We start from the raw sequence: 20,515 nt of genomic DNA, 5'->3' as shown, positions 1-20,515 counted from the left end.
GCATTCTGGTTCTTCCAGATGTTAAAATAATCTTTATGTGAATGATTCGGGAGTGGTAATCATGAGTAAACGGGATTACTATGAGGTGCTGGGGGTAAGTAAAAGCGCTTCTAAGGATGAAATCAAAAAAGCCTACCGTAAGCTCTCTAAACAATATCATCCAGATATTAATAAAGAGCCGGATGCGGCAGATAAATTTAAGGAAATCGCTGAAGCTTATGAGGTTTTAAGCGATGATCAAAAAAAGGCGCATTATGATCAATTTGGTCATACCGATCCAAACCAAGGCTTCGGCGGTTTTAACGGCAGTGATTTTGGCGGCGGTTTTGGCGGTTTTGAAGATATTTTTAATACATTTTTTGGCGGGGGCGGCTCTAGACGACGCGATCCGAACGCACCGAGACAAGGTGCAGATTTACAGTATACGATGACTGTTTCGTTTGAAGAAGCAGCGTTTGGGAAAGAAACAGATATCGAAATTCCACGTGAGGAAACCTGTGGGACCTGCAATGGCTCCGGGGCAAAGCCGGGAACCAATCCAGAGACTTGTCATCATTGTTCTGGAACGGGACAATTAAACGTTGAACAAAATACTCCGTTCGGCAGAATTGTCAACCGCCGTACTTGTCATCACTGTCATGGAACCGGAAAAGAAATTAAACATAAATGCTCAACCTGCGGCGGCACGGGAAAAGTAAAAAAACGCAAGAAGATTCATGTCAAAATTCCTGCTGGTATTGATGATGGTCAACAATTAAGGATGGCTGGACAAGGTGAGGCAGGTATTAATGGCGGACCGGCCGGAGATCTTTATGTGGTATTCCATGTGAGGGCACATGAATTTTTTGAAAGAGATGGCGACGATATTTATTGTGAAATGCCAATTACTTTTGTTCAAGCAACGCTCGGGGATGAAATTGAAGTTCCTACATTGCACGGGAAAGTGAAGCTGAAAGTCCCTGCGGGAACCCAAACAGGGACTAAATTCCGTTTGAAGGGTAAAGGCGTGCCAAATGTCCGCGGGTATGGAGTTGGAGATCAACATATACTTGTGAAAATTATTACCCCAACGAAGTTAACGGATAAGCAGAAGCAGATCCTTCGCGAGTTTGGGGACATAAGCGGTTCTTCACCGCTTGGTGACCATGAAGAAAGCTTTTTCTCAAAAGTAAAACGGGCCTTTAAAGGCGAGTAAGGATTGGAGTTGGTAGATATGAAGTGGTCAGAAATTAGTATCCACACAACAAATGAAGCGATCGAACCTATTTCACATATATTACATGAAGCCGGGGCGAGCGGTGTAGTCATTGAAGATCCATTTGATCTCACGAAAGAAAGAGAAGATCAATTCGGAGAAATCTACCAACTCAATCCAGATGATTATCCTGATGAAGGAGTCATTGTTAAAGCATATTTACCAGTTAACAGCTTTTTGGGTGAAACCGTCGATGCGATTAAAGAATCAATCAATAATTTAATTATTTATAATATCGATATCGGAATAAACAAAGTAACAATCAGCGAAGTGAATGAAGAAGAATGGGCTACAGCATGGAAAAAATATTATAATCCAGTCAAAATTTCTGAGAAATTCACTATCGTCCCAACATGGGAAATATATGAACCTGTCAGTAGTGATGAATTAATTATAGAATTAGATCCAGGAATGGCATTTGGAACAGGAACACATCCGACTACCGTTATGTGTATCCAGGCACTCGAAAGAACGGTTCGGCCTGGTGATCGAGTAATTGATGTCGGAACAGGTTCAGGGGTTTTATCGATAGCTGCAGCCATGCTTGGAGCTGAAGATGTTAGGGCCTATGATCTTGATGAAGTAGCCGTAACGACAGCTAAACTCAATATTAAGCTAAATAAAGTGAGCCAGCATGTCAATATTTCGCAAAATAACCTGCTTGACGGAGTTGAAGAACATTCCGCAGATGTGATAGTGGCCAATATATTAGCAGAAGTGATTTTAAGATTTACTGATGATGTTGCCCGTGTAGTTAAACCAGGAGGGTCATTTATTGCATCAGGTATTATTCAACAAAAAAAAGATTTGGTTAAAGATGCCTTGATTGAAGCTGGCTTTGAAATTGCTGAAACGATATTAATGGAAGACTGGGTTGCAATTATTGCTAAACGGTTATAATGGTGCCATAAAGGGGGAAACAACCCCTTTTTATTTTGGTCTTTTAATCTTGATGTTGTTTTAGTAAAATAAAGAGTAAAATGTTTTAAAGAGGGTGCATTTTGTGCAGCGCTACTTTGTTAAACAACGAGCAATTGATCATCAATTTCATATAGATGAAGACGACTTCCATCACATCGTCAAGGTTATGAGGATGCAAATCGGTGAGCAAATTATTTGTGTTGACCCGGAAGGGAACGCTGCGGTTTGTGAGATTGCAGAAATTACCGCTGAACAAGTCGTTGCTGACGTTGTAAAATGGTTAAATGAGACATCAGAACTTCCGGTAATGATCACCATCGCCAGTGGCCTGCCAAAGGGAGATAAACTGGAATGGATTATTCAAAAGGGCACAGAACTGGGAGCTCATGAATTTATTCCCTATTCGGCAGCTCGTTCTGTGGTCAAATGGGATGAAAAAAAAGCAGTGAAGAAAATAGAGAGATGGCAAAAAATTGCTAAAGAAGCTGCAGAACAATCCCATCGAGCGTATTTGCCTAAAGTGTCAACTACGCTCAGTTTTAAACAATTACTGGATAAATGCAAGGATTTTCATTATAAATTAGTTGCATATGAAGAGGAGAGCAGGAGCGGGGAAACATCAACCTTTGCTGCTACACTTCAAAAAATGCAAAAAGGGGAAACTCTTCTATTGGTTTTTGGCCCTGAAGGGGGATTAACAGAAGAAGAGGTACGGCTTTTAAGGGAAAATGATTTTGATCTGTGCGGGCTAGGTCCGCGTATTTTACGAACGGAAACGGCGCCATTATATTCACTTGCGGCGATTTCCTACCATTTTGAATTATTGAGGTGAGAACAATGGCAACAGTCGCGTTTCATACCCTTGGATGCAAGGTTAACCATTATGAAACTGAAGCCATTTGGCAGTTATTTAAACAAGAAGGCTACGAACGGGTAGATTTTGAAGCTATTTCGGATGTATATATTATCAATACATGTACTGTTACCAATACGGGTGATAAAAAGAGCCGCCAAGTGATTAGAAGAGCGGTAAGAAAAAACCCTGATGCGGTTATCTGTGTAACAGGGTGTTATGCACAAACGTCACCTGCTGAAATTATGGCGATACCTGGTGTCGATATTGTAGTCGGTACACAAGATCGTATAAAAATGCTGGATTACATTGAACAATATAAAAATGAACGTCAGCCGATTAATGGCGTAAGAAATATTATGAAAAATCGCGTTTATGAAGAATTGGATGTTCCTTCATTTACCGATAGAACCCGTGCCTCATTAAAAATTCAGGAGGGCTGCAACAATTTCTGCACCTTCTGTATCATACCTTGGGCTCGTGGATTAATGAGGTCTCGCGATCCGAAAGAGGTTATCCGCCAAGCACAGCAACTGGTTGATGCCGGTTATAAAGAAATTGTTTTAACGGGTATTCATACCGGCGGATACGGAGAGGACATGAAGGATTATAACCTTGCCATGCTTCTCAGTGATTTGGAAGCACAGGTCAAGGGATTAAAACGGCTCCGTATATCTTCTATTGAAGCGAGCCAAATTACCGATGAGGTCATTGAGGTCATTAAACATTCCAATATTATCGTCCGCCACTTGCATATTCCTCTCCAATCCGGATCAAATTCCGTGTTAAAGCGCATGCGCCGAAAATATACAATGGAGTTTTTTGGTGAAAGATTAGAGAGACTGAAGGAAGTTCTTCCAGGACTTGCCGTTACATCTGATGTTATCGTTGGATTCCCTGGGGAAACTGAAGAAGAATTTTTGGAAACCTATAATTTTATTCAGGAGCATAAATTCTCTGAACTGCATGTTTTCCCATATTCAAAACGCACCGGTACACCTGCAGCCCGTATGGAGGACCAAATTGATGAAGAGGTGAAAAACGAGCGGGTCCACCGACTGATTTCACTCTCAGATCAACTAGCGAAAGAATATGCTTCCATGTTTGAAAACGATGTATTGGAAGTTATACCGGAAGAAGAATACAAAGAAGAAGCTAATTCAGGTTTATTTGTTGGTTATACAGATAATTACTTAAAAGTTGTTTTCCAGGCAACTGAAGAGATGATTGGGAAAATTGTTAAGGTTAAAATAACTAAAGCAGGTTACCCATATAATGAAGGTCAATTTGTTCGGGTTGTCGAGGATGATTTTAACAAAGAAGAAGTATTTGCAATAAATGAAGAAGCTGCTATGTAAGGAAGGACCTATATCGGGTCCTTTTTGTTTTTTTGGGCATGCTAAGGTCAGCAGCAAGTAACTTTCTAATTCAATGAAATTTGGAAGGAGCATGGTGAATGACTATGGCAAATATTGCTGCAATGATTGACCACACATTATTAAAAGCAGATGCGACGAAACAACAAATTGAAACGCTATGCCAAGAGGCAAAAGAATATAAATTTTTTTCGGTTTGTGTAAACCCGGCATGGGTAAGTACATGTCGAGATTTATTATCCGGCAGCGGTGTCAAGGTTTGCACTGTCATAGGGTTTCCATTGGGTGCTGCAACTCCAGAGACAAAGGCATTTGAAACAAAAAATGCGATTGATAATGGTGCCGATGAAGTGGACATGGTGATCAATATTGGTGCCTTGAAGGATCATGATGATGAGTTGGTTTTAAGAGATATACGTGCTGTCGTGGATGCTGCAAAGGGCAAAGTATTATCGAAGGTAATTATTGAAACCAGTCTTTTAACAAGAGAAGAGAAAATCCGCGCTTGTAAGCTGTCGGTTCAAGCAGGAGCAGATTATGTAAAAACTTCTACTGGCTTTTCTACAGGGGGAGCCACCGTTGAAGATATTGCATTAATGAGGCAAACGGTAGGACCTGATATAGGGGTAAAGGCATCTGGTGGTGTGCGCAATACAGAGGATGCCGAGAACATGATAAAAGCGGGCGCAACTAGAATTGGCGCAAGCTCGAGTATTGCCATTCTAAAAGGATTAACGGTAACATCCACATATTAAAAAAGACGGCGTTTGTGTAACGGGTTCCGTTTCCTGTCGCAAAACCAGAAAATACAATTGAAAATGTAACCTAATTTGTACTGCCAATGGCTCAGTCCATTAAACTGAGCCATTTTTAATATCCGGTACCTGAATGTTACTCGATAAAAAGATGCTGATTCCCTCATCTGGGTCCGTGAGGGTCCGCTCTTATCGGATGGGGGGCAAGTTAAGCACCTGGTTTGATAAATAAACGGAAAAATTTCTCTTAATTTGGAAATAGCACGGAAAAATAACGAAAATAGACGGAGAGATTCCGCCTATTGACTTGAAAAACATGAAAATGGGGGATTTTCCTTTGCATAACCGGAAATCCTCCCCTTATTTACCACGAAACGAGCTCCATTTTGCAAATAACCGAAAAAACTCCGCTTATTTTAAATATCACTGGTTACTCAATAAAGGATAAGACTACTTATGTTTTTTGTAAGATAAATTGACTATCAAATTGAGGGTGAAATTGTGGGGGTACAACAGCTATTGTACCTCCAGAACCCGTTAGAGTTTGTGCCGTCTTTTTTTACTGCTTAGTTTTCTTTCCATGAAGATACATAATCATTTCCCCAAATCTCGTTGCAAACGGTAAAACGACAATGGATGTTGCCACATTAAAAATAACACTAATATGTGCTAATTGAATGTCCTTATGATCTGCTAATATATTAGCATGTTCAGAAAGGAATGGAATCAAGGGGATAAACAACAAGACACCAAATACATTCAGCCACACATGGGCATAGGCAGCTAATCTTGATTCCTTACCACCCCCAATGGAGGCAATAATGGCTGTAATACAAGTCCCTATATTGGCTCCAAGCATGATGGCAATCCCTGCATCCATCTGCAGTAGACCAGCCGTTAAAAATCCCATCGCAATACCTGTCATAGCCGTACTGGATTGGATAATGGCCGTAATTCCCGCACCAGTAATCAGGCTAAAGAAAATATTATCATTAATGGACAGAATAAATCTTCTGATAAACGGTAAGGCCGTAATAGGGTGTGCCAAAAGTTCAAACCCCTTCATGGCGGTAAACACAGCTGCAATGCCGAACAGAAGCATTCCTATACTGCGCGCTTTGCGATTTTTAAATAAGATTAGAACCGCTCCAGCGATGGCAAGCGGGACGAGAATAGCATCCAGATTAAAAGTAATTAATTCTGTTTTAAAAGTAGTACCGATATTGGTTCCAAGGATAATGCCAATCGATTGTGGAAAGGTCATAATCTTTGAAGAAATCAGTCCGATGGTAATAACCATAACAGCAGTACTGCTCTGTAAAAGCGCTGTAATAAACGTTCCGGTTATCATCCCCTTTAACGGAGTCCTCGTTAGTTTAATGAGCCAGGTCTTCAATTTATTCGCTGACAAATTAAAAAGACCAAACCGAATGATGGTCATCCCAAAAATAAATAATAAAATACAAAGAACAAATAATAGTATGTATAGCATGTCTATTGCCCCCTTATTTCAATATATGGGCAGCGGTGTTAGGACATGCTAGCCTTACTTAAAAAATCATCGGTTCAATATAAAAATTAAGATTTATTGTATAAAAAAGTGAAAAGCATGTTTCATCTTATTAATTAATGTTGACCTTGTATTAAGGTTATATTATAATTGCAAGGTACATGGATTGAATGTAAGTGTGTTGTGTTTCGGAGGGAGGGAAAGAGGATGTCTAAAACCGTCGTTCGTAAAAACGAATCGCTTGAAGATGCTCTTCGTCGCTTCAAACGTACTGTATCAAAAACTGGTACTTTGCAAGAGGCAAGAAAGCGCGAATTCTACGAAAAGCCAAGTGTAAAACGTAAGAAAAAGTCTGAAGCAGCAAGAAAACGTAAGTTTTAAGAGAGGGTGTAATTTATGAGTCTTCTCGAGCGTTTAAATAATGATATGAAACAAGCGATGAGAAACAAGGAAAAAGACAAACTTTCTGTCATTCGGATGATCAAGGCTTCACTGCAAAATGAAGCGATCAAACTCGGTAATGAGCTTTCCGAAGCGGATGAGTTAACCGTCCTTTCTCGTGAATTTAAACAACGCAAAGACTCCCTCCATGAATTTGATAAAGCAGGTCGTGAAGACCTTGTGGATAAATTGCGTACAGAATTAACAATTGTTGAGCTGTACATGCCGAAGCAGCTTTCCGAAGAAGAGTTGACAGAAATTGTGAAAACAACGATTTCTGATGTCGGTGCAAAATCAAAAGCAGATATGGGAAAAGTGATGGCTGCTATTATGCCTAAAGTAAAAGGCAAGGCAGATGGGTCACTTATTAATAAACTTGTACAACAACACCTTTCATAAGTATTCTGACATTGAAGCCACAGGCCAGTTTATGAGCCTGTGGTTTTTATTTTATTTTAAAAATGCTGAAACTTTGTTAAAAAACGAACGTAAATATTATTGTCAGGTAATGTAAGTGGGAAGGGGGGATTCAATTGGTAGAATTTCTAACTTATCCGGTTGTAGTAACCGCTTTATTAACAATTGCTGGTGTTGGGATTGTTGTAGAACTTTTTTCTCCTAGATTTGGAGTGCCGGGATTCATTGGGGTATTGGCCTTACTTTTTTTCTTTTATGGGCATTTTCAAGCAGGCTTTGCCGGTGTTGGGACGATTGTTTTATTCGCAGCGGGGGTCATCCTCATTTTTTTAGAATTCTTCCTGCCAGGGGCCATTGCCGGCACATTAGGTGCAGCTGTCATTATTTTAAGCCTTTTTATGGCTGGCGGTAATGTTGTCCAAATGGGCATTTCGATTTTAATTTCTATATTCATTTCTGTTCTCGTCTTATTTTTGATGATCAAAATTTTTGATAAAAAGCTTGTTCTTTTTAACAGGATGGTGCTATTTGATTCAGCCAAAAAAGAGGATGGATATGTTTCAAATGTAAACCGAACCGATTTGCTTGGAAAGGAAGGGGTGGCATTAACGATTTTACGGCCAGCCGGAACCGCTATTTTTAACAATGAAAGAATTGATGTTGTCAGTGAGGGTGGCTTTATTGAACAAAATGCAAAAATTAAGGTCATTAAAGTGGAAGGAGCCCGCATTGTCGTCAGAGAGCTGAAAGAATAAAATTTTTTGGGGGGTTGCCAGATGGTGACGAGTGGAACACTCTTTATTATTGCGATAGTCGTAGTAGTATTAATTTTCTTAAGTATTTTATTAACCTTTGTGCCGGTCACGCTTTGGATCTCTGCACTAGCAGCCGGTGTGCACGTAAACATCTTTACATTGGTTGGAATGAGGCTTAGAAGGGTTACACCCAGCAGGGTTATTATTCCACTTATTAAGGCGCATAAAGCAGGTCTCAATGTTACGACAAATCAGCTTGAAAGTCATTATTTAGCTGGAGGGAACGTTGATCGTGTTGTCAATGCACTTATTGCTGCACATCGGGCTAATATTGAATTATCATTTGAACGCTGTGCCGCTATTGACCTTGCCGGTCGCGATGTGCTGGAGGCCGTGCAAATGAGTGTAAATCCTAAAGTTATTGAAACCCCATTTATCGCAGGTGTCGCCATGAACGGGATTGAAGTAAAAGCAAAAGCAAGGATTACCGTTCGGGCAAATATTGAACGTCTCGTTGGTGGTGCCGGAGAAGCCACCGTTGTGGCGCGTGTTGGTGAAGGAGTTGTCTCTACTATTGGCTCATCAGAAAGCCATAGTAAAGTACTTGAAAACCCGGACTCCATTTCCCAAACCGTCTTATCAAAAGGTCTTGATGCTGGTACCGCATTCGAGATTCTCTCTATCGATATTGCAGATGTGGATATCGGTAAAAATATCGGTGCTGAACTGCAAATGGAACAGGCGGAAGCAGATAAAAAAATTGCCCAGGCCAAGGCAGAGGAGCGCCGTGCCATGGCTGTGGCGCGAGAACAAGAAATGAAGGCAAAAGTTCAGGAAATGAGAGCGAAGGTTGTCGAGGCAGAAGCAGAGGTTCCTTTGGCGATGGCTGAGGCATTAAAATCCGGAAATATAGGTGTGATGGACTATATGAACATCAAAAATATTTCTGCCGATACAGAAATGAGAGGTTCTATCGGAAAAATTACCGGTGATAAAAAAGATAATGAGTAGTTCTCCGCTATCTATAAAGGAGGTGGGTTCATGGGGGGGATGCTAACATTCATCATCATTTTAGGCATTATATCGTCCATTTTTGGGAAAGTAAGAGCGAATAATCCCACTACCCGCAGAAAACCGTATTCGATAAATAATATGGATGATTTGCGTGGACTTTTTACAAATAAGCCTGGGGAACAACCAATAGAATATCCGCCTGTATTCACCCAGGAAAATATCCAGAAAAGATATCAAAGGAAAAAGAAGGAAAGGGATATCGAACAACCTCTAGTAGTGGTGGAGGAAGTGATAAAGGCTGAGGAAGTTGTTAATCCTGTTAAAGTGACAGTTGAAAAGCCTGCACCTTCATCGGAAAGAAATAAAATCGTTAATGGAATCATCTGGTCAGAAATTCTCGGAGAACCAAGAGCAAGAAAGTCTCATTTTACCAGGAGAAGGTAGATTGAATTTAAATTAAACAATATAAAAATGTGCTAGAAACTCCCTGCATTTCATAAATATGAGATGAAAGGGGGTTCTTTTTTTATGGCAAAAAAATGGGGCCAGCAAATCCGGAATTGGATGTCAAAAAAAATGGATCTTCCTCAAGATGTCATGATGGATTTGCCGCGGATTACGATGATCGGGCAAATTCATATATACATTGAGAATCATAAAGGCTTATTAACATTTACGGATAAAGAACTCCGCTTACTTTTAAAGCAGGGGCAATTACTGATAAAAGGAAAATCTTTTGTGATTAAAACGATTTTACCTGAGGAAATTTTGCTGGAAGGAAAAATTGATCAGGTTGTATATATAAATGATAATCCGGGAGGAGCACAATGAAAAACGGGTGGATAGAATTTCTATTTGGCAGGGTCACAGTGAAAGTTTCAGGTCGTGGAATTGAACGCTTTTTAAATATCTTAACACGAAACGGTCTCCTTGTTTGGAATGTCAGAAGGCATGGGACTGAAACAATTACATTTAAAATGAGATTGAAAGATGCTTTGAGAATTAGAAAATTTGCCAGAAAAAGCAATTGTTCGATTGCTTTTTTACAACGAAGCGGAGTTCCGTTTTTGCTTAAAAGATTGCTGAAAAACAGTGGTTTTCTTGCAGGAATCGTGGTCTTTTTTCTGATTATTTTATTTTTATCCAACGTTATCTGGGGAATTGATATAAAAGGAGCAAAACCGGCAACAGAGCATCAAATTAGAAAAGAACTGGACAAGATGGGTGTTAAAATTGGCAAGCTGCAATTTTTTGTTGACAATGTAGAAGCCATCCAAAGAAAATTAACGAATAATATTGGCGCTCTTACATGGGTTGGTGTGGAATTAAAGGGGACAACCTATCAATTTCAAGTCGTGGAAAAAAATGAGCCTAAAAAGCCTGAAATATTATCACCTAGGAATTTAATTGCCAAAAAGAAGGCCATTATTGTAAAAATGTTCGTAGAAAATGGCCAGCAAGTTGTAAATATTCATGACCATGTTGAGCCTGGACAGCTCCTAGTATCTGGTGCGATCGGAATGGAAGGGAAAACGCAGCAGGTAGCAGCCAAAGGAGAGGTTTGGGGGGAAACATGGTATAAAGGGCATGTGGAACTTCCGTTAAACACAAACTTTAAGGTGTTTAACGGAAATGTCGAGAAAAAACACTATATAAAAATAGGAAACCTGGAAATTCCAGTTTGGGGTTTTGGACAGCCGAAATTCAAGTCTTATGAAACAGAAACCAGTGTGCACCAAATTCATTTTCTAAAATGGAGTCTGCCAATTTCATTTGAAAATAAAACTCTTCGTGAACGAGAAGATATAACTAGATCTTATACTGAGAAGCAGGCAGAACAAATTGCCCTTGATTTGGCCAAAAATAAAATAAAAAAACAATTGGATGACGATGCTATCATTAAAGATGAAAAAATTTTACAGAGGACGATTAAGAATGGTAAAGTTATACTAGATATCCATTTTAAAATATACGAAAATATTGCAATCGGACAACCGATATCCAAGGAGATACATGAATGACAATTAAGTTAAAAACAATAAATGTGCAGCTAGAAAATCCTGCAGAGGCAATTGCTCTGCTAGGTAATGCAGATGCTAATTTAAAAATTATTGAACAAGAATTGAACGTTTCGGTCGTAACACGTGGCGAGGCAGTCAGCTTATCAGGTGATGAAGAGAAGGTAATGCTTGCCGGGAATATTCTTGATAAATTGATGCGCGTTATTCGTATGGGAGTTAAAATTAGCGGGCGCGATGTTTTATACGCCATCCAAATGGCAGAAAAGGGCACGCTGGAGTATTTTGAGAATTTGTATGAGGAAGAACTGGCCAAAAACGTCAAAGGTAAATCGATTCGAATTAAAACGCTTGGACAAAGACAGTACGTTACATCAATCAAAAAATTCGACCTTGTTTTCGGGATAGGGCCGGCAGGAACGGGTAAAACCTATTTGGCTGTGGTAATGGCCGTAAATGCTCTTAAAAATGGCCAAGTTAATAAAATTATCTTAACAAGGCCGGCCGTTGAAGCTGGTGAGAGTCTTGGTTTCTTACCGGGAGACCTAAAAGAAAAAGTTGATCCCTATTTAAGACCGCTTTATGATGCCCTCAATGATGTTCTTGGAGCGGAGCACACCCAAAGGTTAATTGAACGGGGGACGATTGAGATTGCTCCGCTTGCTTATATGAGAGGCCGTACATTGGACGATGCATTTGTGATTTTAGATGAAGCGCAAAATACCACACATGCGCAAATGAAGATGTTTTTAACCCGTCTTGGTTTTGGATCAAAAATGGTAATTACTGGCGACCAAACGCAGGTGGATTTGCCTAAAGGTGTAAAATCCGGTTTAATTGAGGCGGAAAGATTACTGATCAACGTAAAGGGAATATCATTTGTTTTCTTGGAACAGAGTGACGTTGTCCGTCATCCGCTGGTGGGCAAAATAATTGAAGCGTATGAAAAGCAAAATCTTTCAAAATAAGCTAAAACGTGAAAAAGGGAGGCGTACGTCTTCCCTTTTTCTGTTTTGACGTGAAAGTTATCTTAAAAACTGTTATCATTTTACATAAAGCCAACTTTTAAGGGGATCCAATGCTTCGGGCAAATCTTATTTTGAATTGTTCACCTTACCCATAATGTTGCACTTAAGTGATTTTAATGGTAAAACTAATAACCATTATGGGGTCTGATTTAGGAGGATTTTGATGGATAAGCTGCAGCACTATTTCGTTCAGATCAGAAACCTGCTTGATTACACTTTTTTCCGTGTTTTATTTTTTCTTGTTTTGGGTTTAGTATTATTTCTTTCAATGTACAGCAACGTGAAGCCTGAAAAAATGAATTTAAGCTTATTTTCTGTTGCGGATAAAACCATCCGTTCACCCGGGACAGTAGAGGATAAAAATAGCACTGAAAAAAAGCGGCAGGACGCCATTGATCAAGTACAGGATGTCTATACTTTAAAAAAGGAATATACACAAAATCGAGTGGACTTAATCTCTTCTATTTTTGATGCAGCAGCAGAAATTAATGATGAAGTGAATACGGAATTAAAGAATAAGGACACCAGTGAAGTAAAGCCTTCTCAAGAGATGCAGCAACTTGATGATGAAAAAATCTCCAAGCTAAAAGGAAAGTTAACTGAAAATGTCACGAAGGATTTATCTGATTCCGTTTTTTTAGGACTTGTTCAAGCGAGCAAGGACGAGCTTTCCATTGCAAAAGACTTGACGGTTACGGCAATCAATAAGGTCATGGCTAAGAGGATATCTACAGATGAAGTGGAAAATGCCAAAAAGAAAGTAGAAGAGGAATTAAAATATTCCGCCTTAAATAGCACCTTGAAAAGTGCCACGATTGAACTGGGAAGATATGCGATTATCCAAAATGAATTCTATGATCCTGTGGCAACGGAAGATTTAAGAAAGCAAGCTGCAGAAAGTATTGAACCTGTAAAAATACTTCAGGGGCAAATTATTGTGGAAGAAGGAGAATTAATTAATCCTGAAATTTATCGACAGCTGAAGCTTGTGGGTTTATTAGATAATGAAAAATCATATAAGCCGTTCATTGGTCTCAGTTTCATGATTATCATTATCCTTTCTGCCATCTATTACTATTTTTATCAAATAAAAGTACAGACAGAAAAAAGGCAAACCAATTTGCTATTGTTTGGTATTATTTTTATCCTGTCTATCTTTATTTTGAAATTAATAAGTACTCTGCAGATCCTTAATTATTCGGGTATTGGCTATCTCTTTCCTGCCGCAATGGCGGGAATGCTCATTAAAATTTTAATTGATGAAAAACTGGCTATTTTCATGTCCATTATTTTGGCGGTTTGTGGCAGCATCGTCTTCAACGAAGGGATTACCGGGACGATGAATTTCTCAGAAGGTATTTACATCCTTTTCAGCGGACTTGCCGGGATCTTATTTTTAAGCAGCCATAATCAACGATCTAAAATATTACAAGCCGGCTCTTTTTCTGCAGCGGTTAATCTTATTACGATTTGGGCGTTGATGTTTATTCCGAATGGGCAATTTTCAGGATTGGAATATGGTTATTATTTTCTAACAGCTCTCGTGTCAGGAATTGCTTCAGCTGTTTTGACCATTGGTTTATTACCGTTCTTTGAAGCAAGTTTTGGAATCCTGTCCACGATGAGATTGATCGAACTTTCGAATCCCAATCATCCGCTTCTTAGAAAAATTTTAATGGAAGCACCTGGAACCTATCATCATAGCGTAATGGTTGCCAATTTGGCTGAATCGGCTTGTGAGGCTATTGGAGCAAATGGCCTTCTTGCGAGAGTTGGCAGTTATTATCATGATATTGGCAAAACAAATAGACCCAATTTCTTTATTGAAAATCAAATGCATCTTGAGAATCCTCATGACCGGCTTTCTCCTGAGAAAAGTGCCAGTATCATTATTGCCCATGTCACGGATGGTTCCAATGTTTTAAGGAAATATCATATGCCGAAGGAAATTGTTGATATTGCTGAACAGCATCATGGTACATCATTATTAAAATTCTTTTATCATAAGGCTCTTCAAAATGACGAGGAAATAAAGGAAGATGCTTTTCGTTATCCGGGACCTAAGGCGCAGTCGAAGGAATCGGCCGTTGTCGGTATAGCAGATAGTGTGGAAGCAGCGGTTCGCTCTTTATCACAACCCACTCCTGTTCTTATTGAGACCCTTGTTAAAAAGATTGTCTCAGACCGCTTACAGGATGGGCAATTAAACGAATGTGATTTAACCTTAAAGGAACTTGATACGGTTGCTCACACTCTATGTGAAACATTAAAAGGAATTTTTCACTCACGGATTGAATATCCAGAAATGACTAAGAAGGTGAACCAAGCATGAAGTTAATCATTGATTTTTTAGATGAAACAAGTCAATTGTCAGAAGATCAAATTCATGAAATTGATCAACTGCTAAATTTTGCGGCCAATAAACTTGAAATTGAGGATGAAAGTGAAGTCTCAGTCACGTTTGTTTCAAATGCAAGAATTCAAGAAATAAACCGAGAATACCGTGATAAAGATACCCCAACTGATGTGATTTCATTTGCAATGGAAGAGCTTGGTGAAGGGGAAGTGGAGTTAATTGGCGCGGAATTACCCCGCGTTTTAGGAGACATCATTATATCAATCCCAAAAGCGATAGAACAAGCTGAAGAATACGGACATTCTTTTATTCGTGAGCTTGGTTTCCTTTCCGTTCATGGATTCTTACATCTTTTAGGTTATGATCATATGACAGATGAAGAAGAGAAAGAAATGTTCACATTGCAAAGGGAAATTTTAGACAATTATGGGCTCACACGGTAGTCGAAAATCCAATTCCTTGTTTCGTTCTTTTTCATTTGCCATGAATGGAATACGATCAGCTATTCGAACAGAAAGAAACATGAAAATACATGTTACCTTTTCTGTACTGGTTATAGGCAGTGGTTTATTCTTTGGGATTTCGAAGACTGAATGGTTGATTGTTCTCATTGCAATCGGCGGAATGCTTTCTTTAGAGCTGGTTAATACGGCTATAGAGAGAGTTGTCGACCTTGTCACTGAGGAATTTCATCCTCTTGCAAAACAGGCTAAGGATATGGCTGCCAGTGCGGTATTTATATTTGCTTTCATTTCAGTCGTAATTGGCATTCTGATTTTTGTGCCTTACTTACAAAAATTACTTTAAATTGTAGGGCATTTGAATTAGGGAATAAAGTTAGATAAAATATTTTCAGTCCCCATTTTTAAAAGAAATTTAACAATTTAGAAAATTTAAAATTTTTTATTACATTTTCACTACAAGTAATGTTTTTGAAAGGATTTTGAGGTAAAATAAGAGTGAGCAGGATTCCTGCTTGAAAGGAAGAAAATTTTGTGAACATTGAGCAGTTGATTGTAGAAGCAAAATCAGCCAGAGAAAAAGCCTATATACCCTATTCAAAGTTTGGCGTTGGTGCAGCTTTGCTGACGAAGGATGGCAAAGTATATCACGGCTGTAATATTGAAAACGCTGCCTATAGTATGTGTAATTGTGCAGAACGTACAGCATTGTTTAAAGCTTATTCCGAAGGAGACCGCGATTTCGTGCTGCTTGCAGTTGTGGCCGATACTGACCGTCCGTGTTCGCCGTGCGGTGCTTGCCGCCAAGTGATTTCTGAACTATGCCCAAAGGATATGAAAGTAGTTCTAACGAACCTTAAAGGGGATATTTTAGAGACAAATGTAGAGGAATTGTTACCAGGAGCTTTTACACCGGAGGACCTAAATGTTGAATAATGGGAATGTAAAAAACGGCTTTAAATCAGGGTTTATTTCGATCATAGGTCGGCCAAATGTAGGGAAATCAACCTTTCTAAATCGGGTTATCGGGCAAAAGATTGCCATTATGAGCGATAAACCACAGACCACACGCAATAAAATTCAAGGGGTGTTAACATTAGCTGATACCCAAATGATTTTTATTGATACGCCAGGTATTCATAAACCAAAACACAGATTAGGCGACTTTATGATGAAGGTAGCCCAAAATACACTGAAAGAAGTGGATTTAGTTTTATTTATGGTAAATGCAGAAGAAGGATTTGGACGTGGTGAAGAATTCATCCTTGAAAGATTCCAAACTGTCAAGACACCAATCTTTCTGGTAATAAATAAAATTGACCAAATCCACCCTGATGACCTATTACCAATTATTGAATCATATAAAGAAAGATATCCATTTAAAGAAATTGTCCCGATTTCTGCGTTAGAAGGAAATAATGTAGAGCGTCTTTTGGAGCAGCTTAAAACTTATTTGCCAGAAGGGCCTCAATATTATCCTGCAGACCAGGTAACGGATCATCCTGAGAGATTCATAATAACTGAATTAATCAGGGAGAAAGCGCTGCATTTAACCAGGGAAGAAATTCCCCACTCTATAGCTGTTGTTCTTGATAAAATTGAACGGCAAGCAGGCAAGGATGTCATTCATGTAATGGCTACCGTAATTGTGGAGAGGGATTCGCAAAAGGGTATTATCATCGGCAAACAAGGCAGTATGCTTAAGGAAATTGGAAAAAGAGCTCGAGTAGATATTGAAAATTTACTCGGGTCAAAAGTTTTTTTAGAGCTTTGGGTGAAAGTTCAAAAGGATTGGCGAAATAAAATGTCCCAGCTTCGCGATTTTGGCTTTAATGAAGATGAATATTGAGTAATAACCCTATCTAAAATATTAGTTCAGTTTTAAGAATATGTATGGACAACATTAACAATTTTTTCGTCTTATGATTTTTGCGGCGGCAGGCTATGATAATTGTAAGGTTGGGGATTAAAAATTTAGCTAGTCTAAAAATTGAAAGGTGGGGTTTTCGATGATGGATTTTACGTGGAAAGTATTTACCCAGACAGGTAATATTGACACATATCTTCTCTTTAAGGAACTTGAGAAGGAAAACCAAGAAATACCCGGAAATCTGAATGAAGAGCTAGCACAAATAGATTTTCCCATTTCATAAGCAAGTCTTCTCGCCCACATTGGATGGTGATCATTTTGCTCCAGAAATGTGAAGGCATCGTTATAAGAACCACTGATTATAGTGAAACCAATAAGATAGTTACCTTATACACAAGGGAATGGGGAAAGATTGGTGTCATGGCTAGAGGAGCAAAAAAGCCAAACAGCCGTCTTTCTTCCATTACCCAGCTTTTTACTTATGGCTATTTTCTTATTCAAAAAGGAACAGGTCTCGGAAGTTTACAGCAGGGTGAAATTATCACTTCACTGCGTTCGATTGGCGAGGACATTTTTTTGACTGCTTACGCCAGTTATATCGTTGAATTGACCGATAAATGTACTGAAGAAAAAAAGCCGAACCCTTTTCATTTTGAGCTGTTGTATCAAACCCTGAATTATATGAATGAAGGATTTGATCCGGATGTTTTAATGAACATCTATGAAATGAAAATGTTGAATGTTATGGGGCTGTATCCCGTTTTAAATCAATGCACCATTTGCGCCAGAACGGACGGGAATTTTTCTTTTTCGATTAGAGAAGGCGGCTTTATATGTCATCGGTGTTTGGGAAGCGACCCATACAATATCAAAATATCACCGGCAACAGTGAAATTATTACGTTTATTTTATTTTTTTGATCTGTCTCGACTGGGGAATATATCACTTAAAGACGAAACAAAGGCAGAATTAAAGAAAGTGATTTCTCTTTATTATGATGAATATTCCGGCCTTCATTTAAAATCAAAAAAATTTTTAAATTCCATGGATCAATTTCGTAATCTTTTATAATTGCTTTGTTGACAATTTTAAAGGAATTAGGTAATATTTTCTTTAAAATAAATAATTGCTGTGATGGAAAAGAGTACTTGGAAATATCTATAAAAGCGAACCTAGGATGGTGGAAGCTAGGGTATAGGAAGCCAAGGAAGGCACTCCGGAGCAATCATGATGTAAAGTGGCTGATTAATGTCAGCAAATAGGGTGGAACCGCGGGTAACTCTCGTCCCTATGCCTAAGGCATAGAGGCGGGAGTTTTTTAATTTGTCAAAAGGAGAGAAAAAAATGAGTGTAACAATGGAACAAATCGTTTCCCACGCTAAGCATAGAGGTTTTATTTTTCCTGGATCCGAAATTTACGGAGGACTTGCGAATACTTGGGATTACGGTCCTTTAGGTGTGGAGTTTAAAAACAATATTAAACAAGCATGGTGGAAGAAGTTCATTCAAGAGTCGCCCTATAATGTGGGCTTGGATGCAAGTATTCTGATGAACCCAAGAACTTGGGAGGCAAGCGGTCATATCGGTAATTTTAATGACCCAATGATTGATTGTAAGAATTGCAAAGCACGTCATCGAGCTGACAAATTAATTGAAAATGCTCTTGATGAAAAGGGAATTGAATTGGTGGTGGACGGCCTCCCATTTGATAAGATGGAAGAGCTTATTAGAGAGCATAATATCGCATGCCCTGATTGTGGGAGTCATGACTTTACTGGTATCCGTCAGTTTAATTTAATGTTTAAAACCTTCCAGGGTGTAACAGAATCAAGTACCAATGAAATTTTCCTGCGTCCGGAAACGGCCCAAGGTATTTTTGTGAATTTTAAAAATGTGCAGCGGACAATGAGAAAGAAACTTCCTTTTGGTATCGCCCAAATCGGAAAAAGTTTCCGAAATGAAATAACACCAGGTAATTTCACCTTCCGAACCAGAGAGTTTGAACAAATGGAGCTGGAGTTTTTCTGTAAACCAGGAGAAGAGCTGAAATGGTTTGATTATTGGAAGGGATATGCTGAGAATTGGCTGTTATCTTTAGGAATTAATAAGGAGAATTTAAGACTTCGTGATCACTCAGAGGATGAACTTTCACATTACAGTAATGCGACAACTGATTTTGAATATAAATTTCCGTTTGGCTGGGGTGAGTTATGGGGCGTTGCTTCACGGACTGACTATGATTTGAAGCAGCATATGCAGTTTTCTGGTGAAGATTTTAATTATATTGATCCGGAGACCAATGAACGATATATTCCATTCTGTATTGAGCCATCTTTGGGAGCCGACCGCGTCACATTGGCCTTCTTGATTGATGCCTATGATGAAGAACAGCTTGAAGACGGCACGGCCCGAACAGTAATGCATTTTCATCCTGCGCTTGCACCAATAAAAGCTGCCGTGCTTCCATTATCAAAAAAACTGTCTGAAGAAGCAAAAGAAGTATTTGGTACATTGGCGAAACATTTTACGGTTGATTATGATGAAGCCGGTTCAATTGGTAAACGTTATCGTCGTCATGATGAAATTGGAACACCGTTCTGCATAACTTATGATTTTGATTCAAAGGAAGATCAAATGGTTACAGTCCGCGACAGGGACACCATGGAACAAACCCGACTTCCAATCAATGAACTTGTAAGCTTTTTGCAAAGCAAGATGGTATTTTAAAAAAGGTGCGGATTTTCCGCACCTTTTTATCTAGCATTAGTGCGGTAAATTCTTTTCAAATGAAAAATAATTGGGATATAATATTTCTATAAAAAATACATGAAATGCTACATTTAGGTGGTGAGAACAATCGAACTGACTAAGAGGCAAGAACAAATATTGCAAATTGTACAAGAAAATGGACCAATAACAGGGGAGCATATTGCAGACCAATTAAACCTGACCAGAGCAACGCTTAGGCCGGACCTTGCCATATTAACCATGGCTGGCTATTTAGATGCCAGGCCGCGTGTTGGTTATTTTTATACCGGTAAATCAGGAACACAGCTGTTAACTGAAAATTTACAGAAAATACACGTGAAAAATTATCAATCAATTCCCGTCGTCGTAAATGAAAATGTTTCAGTCTATGATGCTATTTGTACAATGTTCCTTGAAGATGTGGGTACATTATTCGTAGTGGACCAAAATTCCATTTTAGTTGGAGTTTTATCGCGGAAGGATTTATTGCGAGCAAGCCTTGGAAAGCAGGAGCTTTCGACTTTTCCTGTCAATATTATTATGACAAGGATGCCGAATATTACCATGTGTGAACGGGAAGATCTTTTAATAGATGTTGCTAAAAAATTAATTGATAAACAAATTGACGCCCTTCCTGTTGTTAAAAAAACAGAAAAAGGCTTCGAGGTTATTGGCCGTGTAACAAAAACGAATATTGCAAGAGCCTTTGTTGCACTCGGCGATGAATAAGAAAGTAA

Annotated in this window: 23 protein-coding genes and 1 other annotated feature; of the genes, 22 read left to right on the top strand and 1 reads right to left on the bottom strand. The window is 38.9% G+C overall.

Features of this window, described 5'->3' with window-relative positions:
- Positions 1-61: 61 nt before the first annotated feature.
- From dnaJ to deoC, 5 genes are all read left to right on the top strand, one after another.
- Positions 62-1,195, top strand: a complete 1,134-nt coding sequence (dnaJ, locus tag ACZ5XR_RS20540; protein ID WP_464498288.1) for a molecular chaperone DnaJ — start codon at positions 62-64, stop codon at positions 1,193-1,195.
- Positions 1,196-1,213: 18 nt separating this feature from the next.
- Entirely contained in the window at positions 1,214-2,155 is a 942-nt protein-coding gene (gene prmA, locus ACZ5XR_RS20535; RefSeq protein ID WP_464498287.1) for a 50S ribosomal protein L11 methyltransferase, read from the top strand.
- A 103-nt stretch (positions 2,156-2,258) separates the two neighbouring features.
- The gene (locus tag ACZ5XR_RS20530) at positions 2,259-3,008 is read left to right on the top strand and encodes a 16S rRNA (uracil(1498)-N(3))-methyltransferase (RefSeq protein ID WP_464498285.1); all 750 of its coding nucleotides are present in this window, start codon (positions 2,259-2,261) and stop codon (positions 3,006-3,008) included.
- Between the two features lie 5 nt (positions 3,009-3,013).
- Positions 3,014-4,387 (top strand): tRNA (N(6)-L-threonylcarbamoyladenosine(37)-C(2))-methylthiotransferase MtaB, encoded by a 1,374-nt coding sequence (gene mtaB / locus ACZ5XR_RS20525; protein ID WP_464498284.1) that lies wholly within the window; start codon positions 3,014-3,016, stop codon positions 4,385-4,387.
- A gap of 104 nt (positions 4,388-4,491) precedes the next feature.
- The gene (deoC, locus tag ACZ5XR_RS20520) at positions 4,492-5,160 is read left to right on the top strand and encodes a deoxyribose-phosphate aldolase (protein WP_464502392.1); all 669 of its coding nucleotides are present in this window, start codon (positions 4,492-4,494) and stop codon (positions 5,158-5,160) included.
- Between the two features lie 559 nt (positions 5,161-5,719).
- On the opposite strand, the gene ACZ5XR_RS20515 is transcribed toward deoC, so the two are convergent.
- Positions 5,720-6,652 (bottom strand): Na/Pi symporter, encoded by a 933-nt coding sequence (locus tag ACZ5XR_RS20515; protein WP_464498282.1) that lies wholly within the window; start codon positions 6,650-6,652, stop codon positions 5,720-5,722.
- Positions 6,653-6,877: 225 nt separating this feature from the next.
- Between ACZ5XR_RS20515 and rpsU the strand changes: the two genes are divergently transcribed.
- The 17 genes from rpsU (at position 6,878) to ACZ5XR_RS20430 (ending at position 20,507) form a co-directional block, all read left to right on the top strand.
- The gene (gene rpsU / locus ACZ5XR_RS20510; protein ID WP_007087607.1) at positions 6,878-7,051 is read left to right on the top strand and encodes a 30S ribosomal protein S21; all 174 of its coding nucleotides are present in this window, start codon (positions 6,878-6,880) and stop codon (positions 7,049-7,051) included.
- A 15-nt stretch (positions 7,052-7,066) separates the two neighbouring features.
- Positions 7,067-7,510, top strand: a complete 444-nt coding sequence (locus ACZ5XR_RS20505; RefSeq protein ID WP_464498281.1) for a GatB/YqeY domain-containing protein — start codon at positions 7,067-7,069, stop codon at positions 7,508-7,510.
- Positions 7,511-7,644: 134 nt separating this feature from the next.
- Positions 7,645-8,283, top strand: coding sequence for an NfeD family protein (locus tag ACZ5XR_RS20500; protein WP_464498280.1), 639 nt, complete (start codon positions 7,645-7,647; stop codon positions 8,281-8,283).
- 21 nt (positions 8,284-8,304) lie between these two features.
- Positions 8,305-9,294, top strand: coding sequence for a flotillin-like protein FloA (gene floA, locus ACZ5XR_RS20495; RefSeq protein ID WP_464498278.1), 990 nt, complete (start codon positions 8,305-8,307; stop codon positions 9,292-9,294).
- A gap of 30 nt (positions 9,295-9,324) precedes the next feature.
- Complete coding sequence (locus ACZ5XR_RS20490; RefSeq protein ID WP_464498277.1) at positions 9,325-9,741, top strand: hypothetical protein; 417 nt, start codon at positions 9,325-9,327, stop codon at positions 9,739-9,741.
- An 84-nt stretch (positions 9,742-9,825) separates the two neighbouring features.
- Positions 9,826-10,128 carry a sporulation protein YqfC gene (yqfC, locus tag ACZ5XR_RS20485; protein ID WP_464498276.1) on the top strand — a complete coding sequence of 101 codons (303 nt, stop codon included), beginning with the start codon at positions 9,826-9,828 and terminating at the stop codon, positions 10,126-10,128.
- Positions 10,125-11,318, top strand: a complete 1,194-nt coding sequence (yqfD, locus tag ACZ5XR_RS20480; RefSeq protein ID WP_464498275.1) for a sporulation protein YqfD — start codon at positions 10,125-10,127, stop codon at positions 11,316-11,318. The genes yqfC and yqfD overlap by 4 nt, the downstream gene beginning before the upstream one ends.
- On the top strand, positions 11,315-12,283 hold the full coding sequence (locus ACZ5XR_RS20475) for a PhoH family protein (protein WP_464498274.1): 969 nt from the start codon (positions 11,315-11,317) through the stop codon (positions 12,281-12,283). Before yqfD ends, ACZ5XR_RS20475 begins: the two co-directional genes overlap by 4 nt.
- Before the next feature lie 223 nt (positions 12,284-12,506).
- Positions 12,507-14,675, top strand: coding sequence for an HD family phosphohydrolase (locus tag ACZ5XR_RS20470; RefSeq protein WP_464498273.1), 2,169 nt, complete (start codon positions 12,507-12,509; stop codon positions 14,673-14,675).
- On the top strand, positions 14,672-15,142 hold the full coding sequence (gene ybeY / locus ACZ5XR_RS20465; RefSeq protein ID WP_464498272.1) for an rRNA maturation RNase YbeY: 471 nt from the start codon (positions 14,672-14,674) through the stop codon (positions 15,140-15,142). The genes ACZ5XR_RS20470 and ybeY overlap by 4 nt, the downstream gene beginning before the upstream one ends.
- The gene (locus ACZ5XR_RS20460; RefSeq protein ID WP_464498271.1) at positions 15,126-15,506 is read left to right on the top strand and encodes a diacylglycerol kinase family protein; all 381 of its coding nucleotides are present in this window, start codon (positions 15,126-15,128) and stop codon (positions 15,504-15,506) included. Before ybeY ends, ACZ5XR_RS20460 begins: the two co-directional genes overlap by 17 nt.
- A 188-nt stretch (positions 15,507-15,694) precedes the next feature.
- The gene (locus tag ACZ5XR_RS20455; protein ID WP_464498270.1) at positions 15,695-16,096 is read left to right on the top strand and encodes a cytidine deaminase; all 402 of its coding nucleotides are present in this window, start codon (positions 15,695-15,697) and stop codon (positions 16,094-16,096) included.
- Positions 16,086-17,009, top strand: coding sequence for a GTPase Era (era, locus tag ACZ5XR_RS20450; protein ID WP_464498268.1), 924 nt, complete (start codon positions 16,086-16,088; stop codon positions 17,007-17,009). Before ACZ5XR_RS20455 ends, era begins: the two co-directional genes overlap by 11 nt.
- A gap of 160 nt (positions 17,010-17,169) precedes the next feature.
- Entirely contained in the window at positions 17,170-17,313 is a 144-nt protein-coding gene (locus ACZ5XR_RS20445; RefSeq protein ID WP_307404032.1) for a YqzL family protein, read from the top strand.
- A 35-nt stretch (positions 17,314-17,348) separates the two neighbouring features.
- Positions 17,349-18,101 carry a DNA repair protein RecO gene (gene recO, locus ACZ5XR_RS20440; protein ID WP_464498266.1) on the top strand — a complete coding sequence of 251 codons (753 nt, stop codon included), beginning with the start codon at positions 17,349-17,351 and terminating at the stop codon, positions 18,099-18,101.
- A gap of 51 nt (positions 18,102-18,152) precedes the next feature.
- Positions 18,153-18,323 (top strand) — a binding site (T-box leader).
- A 51-nt stretch (positions 18,324-18,374) separates the two neighbouring features.
- Entirely contained in the window at positions 18,375-19,757 is a 1,383-nt protein-coding gene (locus tag ACZ5XR_RS20435; RefSeq protein ID WP_464498265.1) for a glycine--tRNA ligase, read from the top strand.
- Positions 19,758-19,874: 117 nt separating this feature from the next.
- Positions 19,875-20,507, top strand: a complete 633-nt coding sequence (locus ACZ5XR_RS20430; protein WP_464498264.1) for a helix-turn-helix transcriptional regulator — start codon at positions 19,875-19,877, stop codon at positions 20,505-20,507.
- The last annotated feature ends 8 nt before the right edge of the window (positions 20,508-20,515 follow it).

The organism is Neobacillus sp. Fa239 (assembly GCF_055395235.1).
The sequence above is the reverse complement of the archived record's forward strand: the minus strand, read 5'-3'. Positions and strand labels throughout refer to the sequence as shown.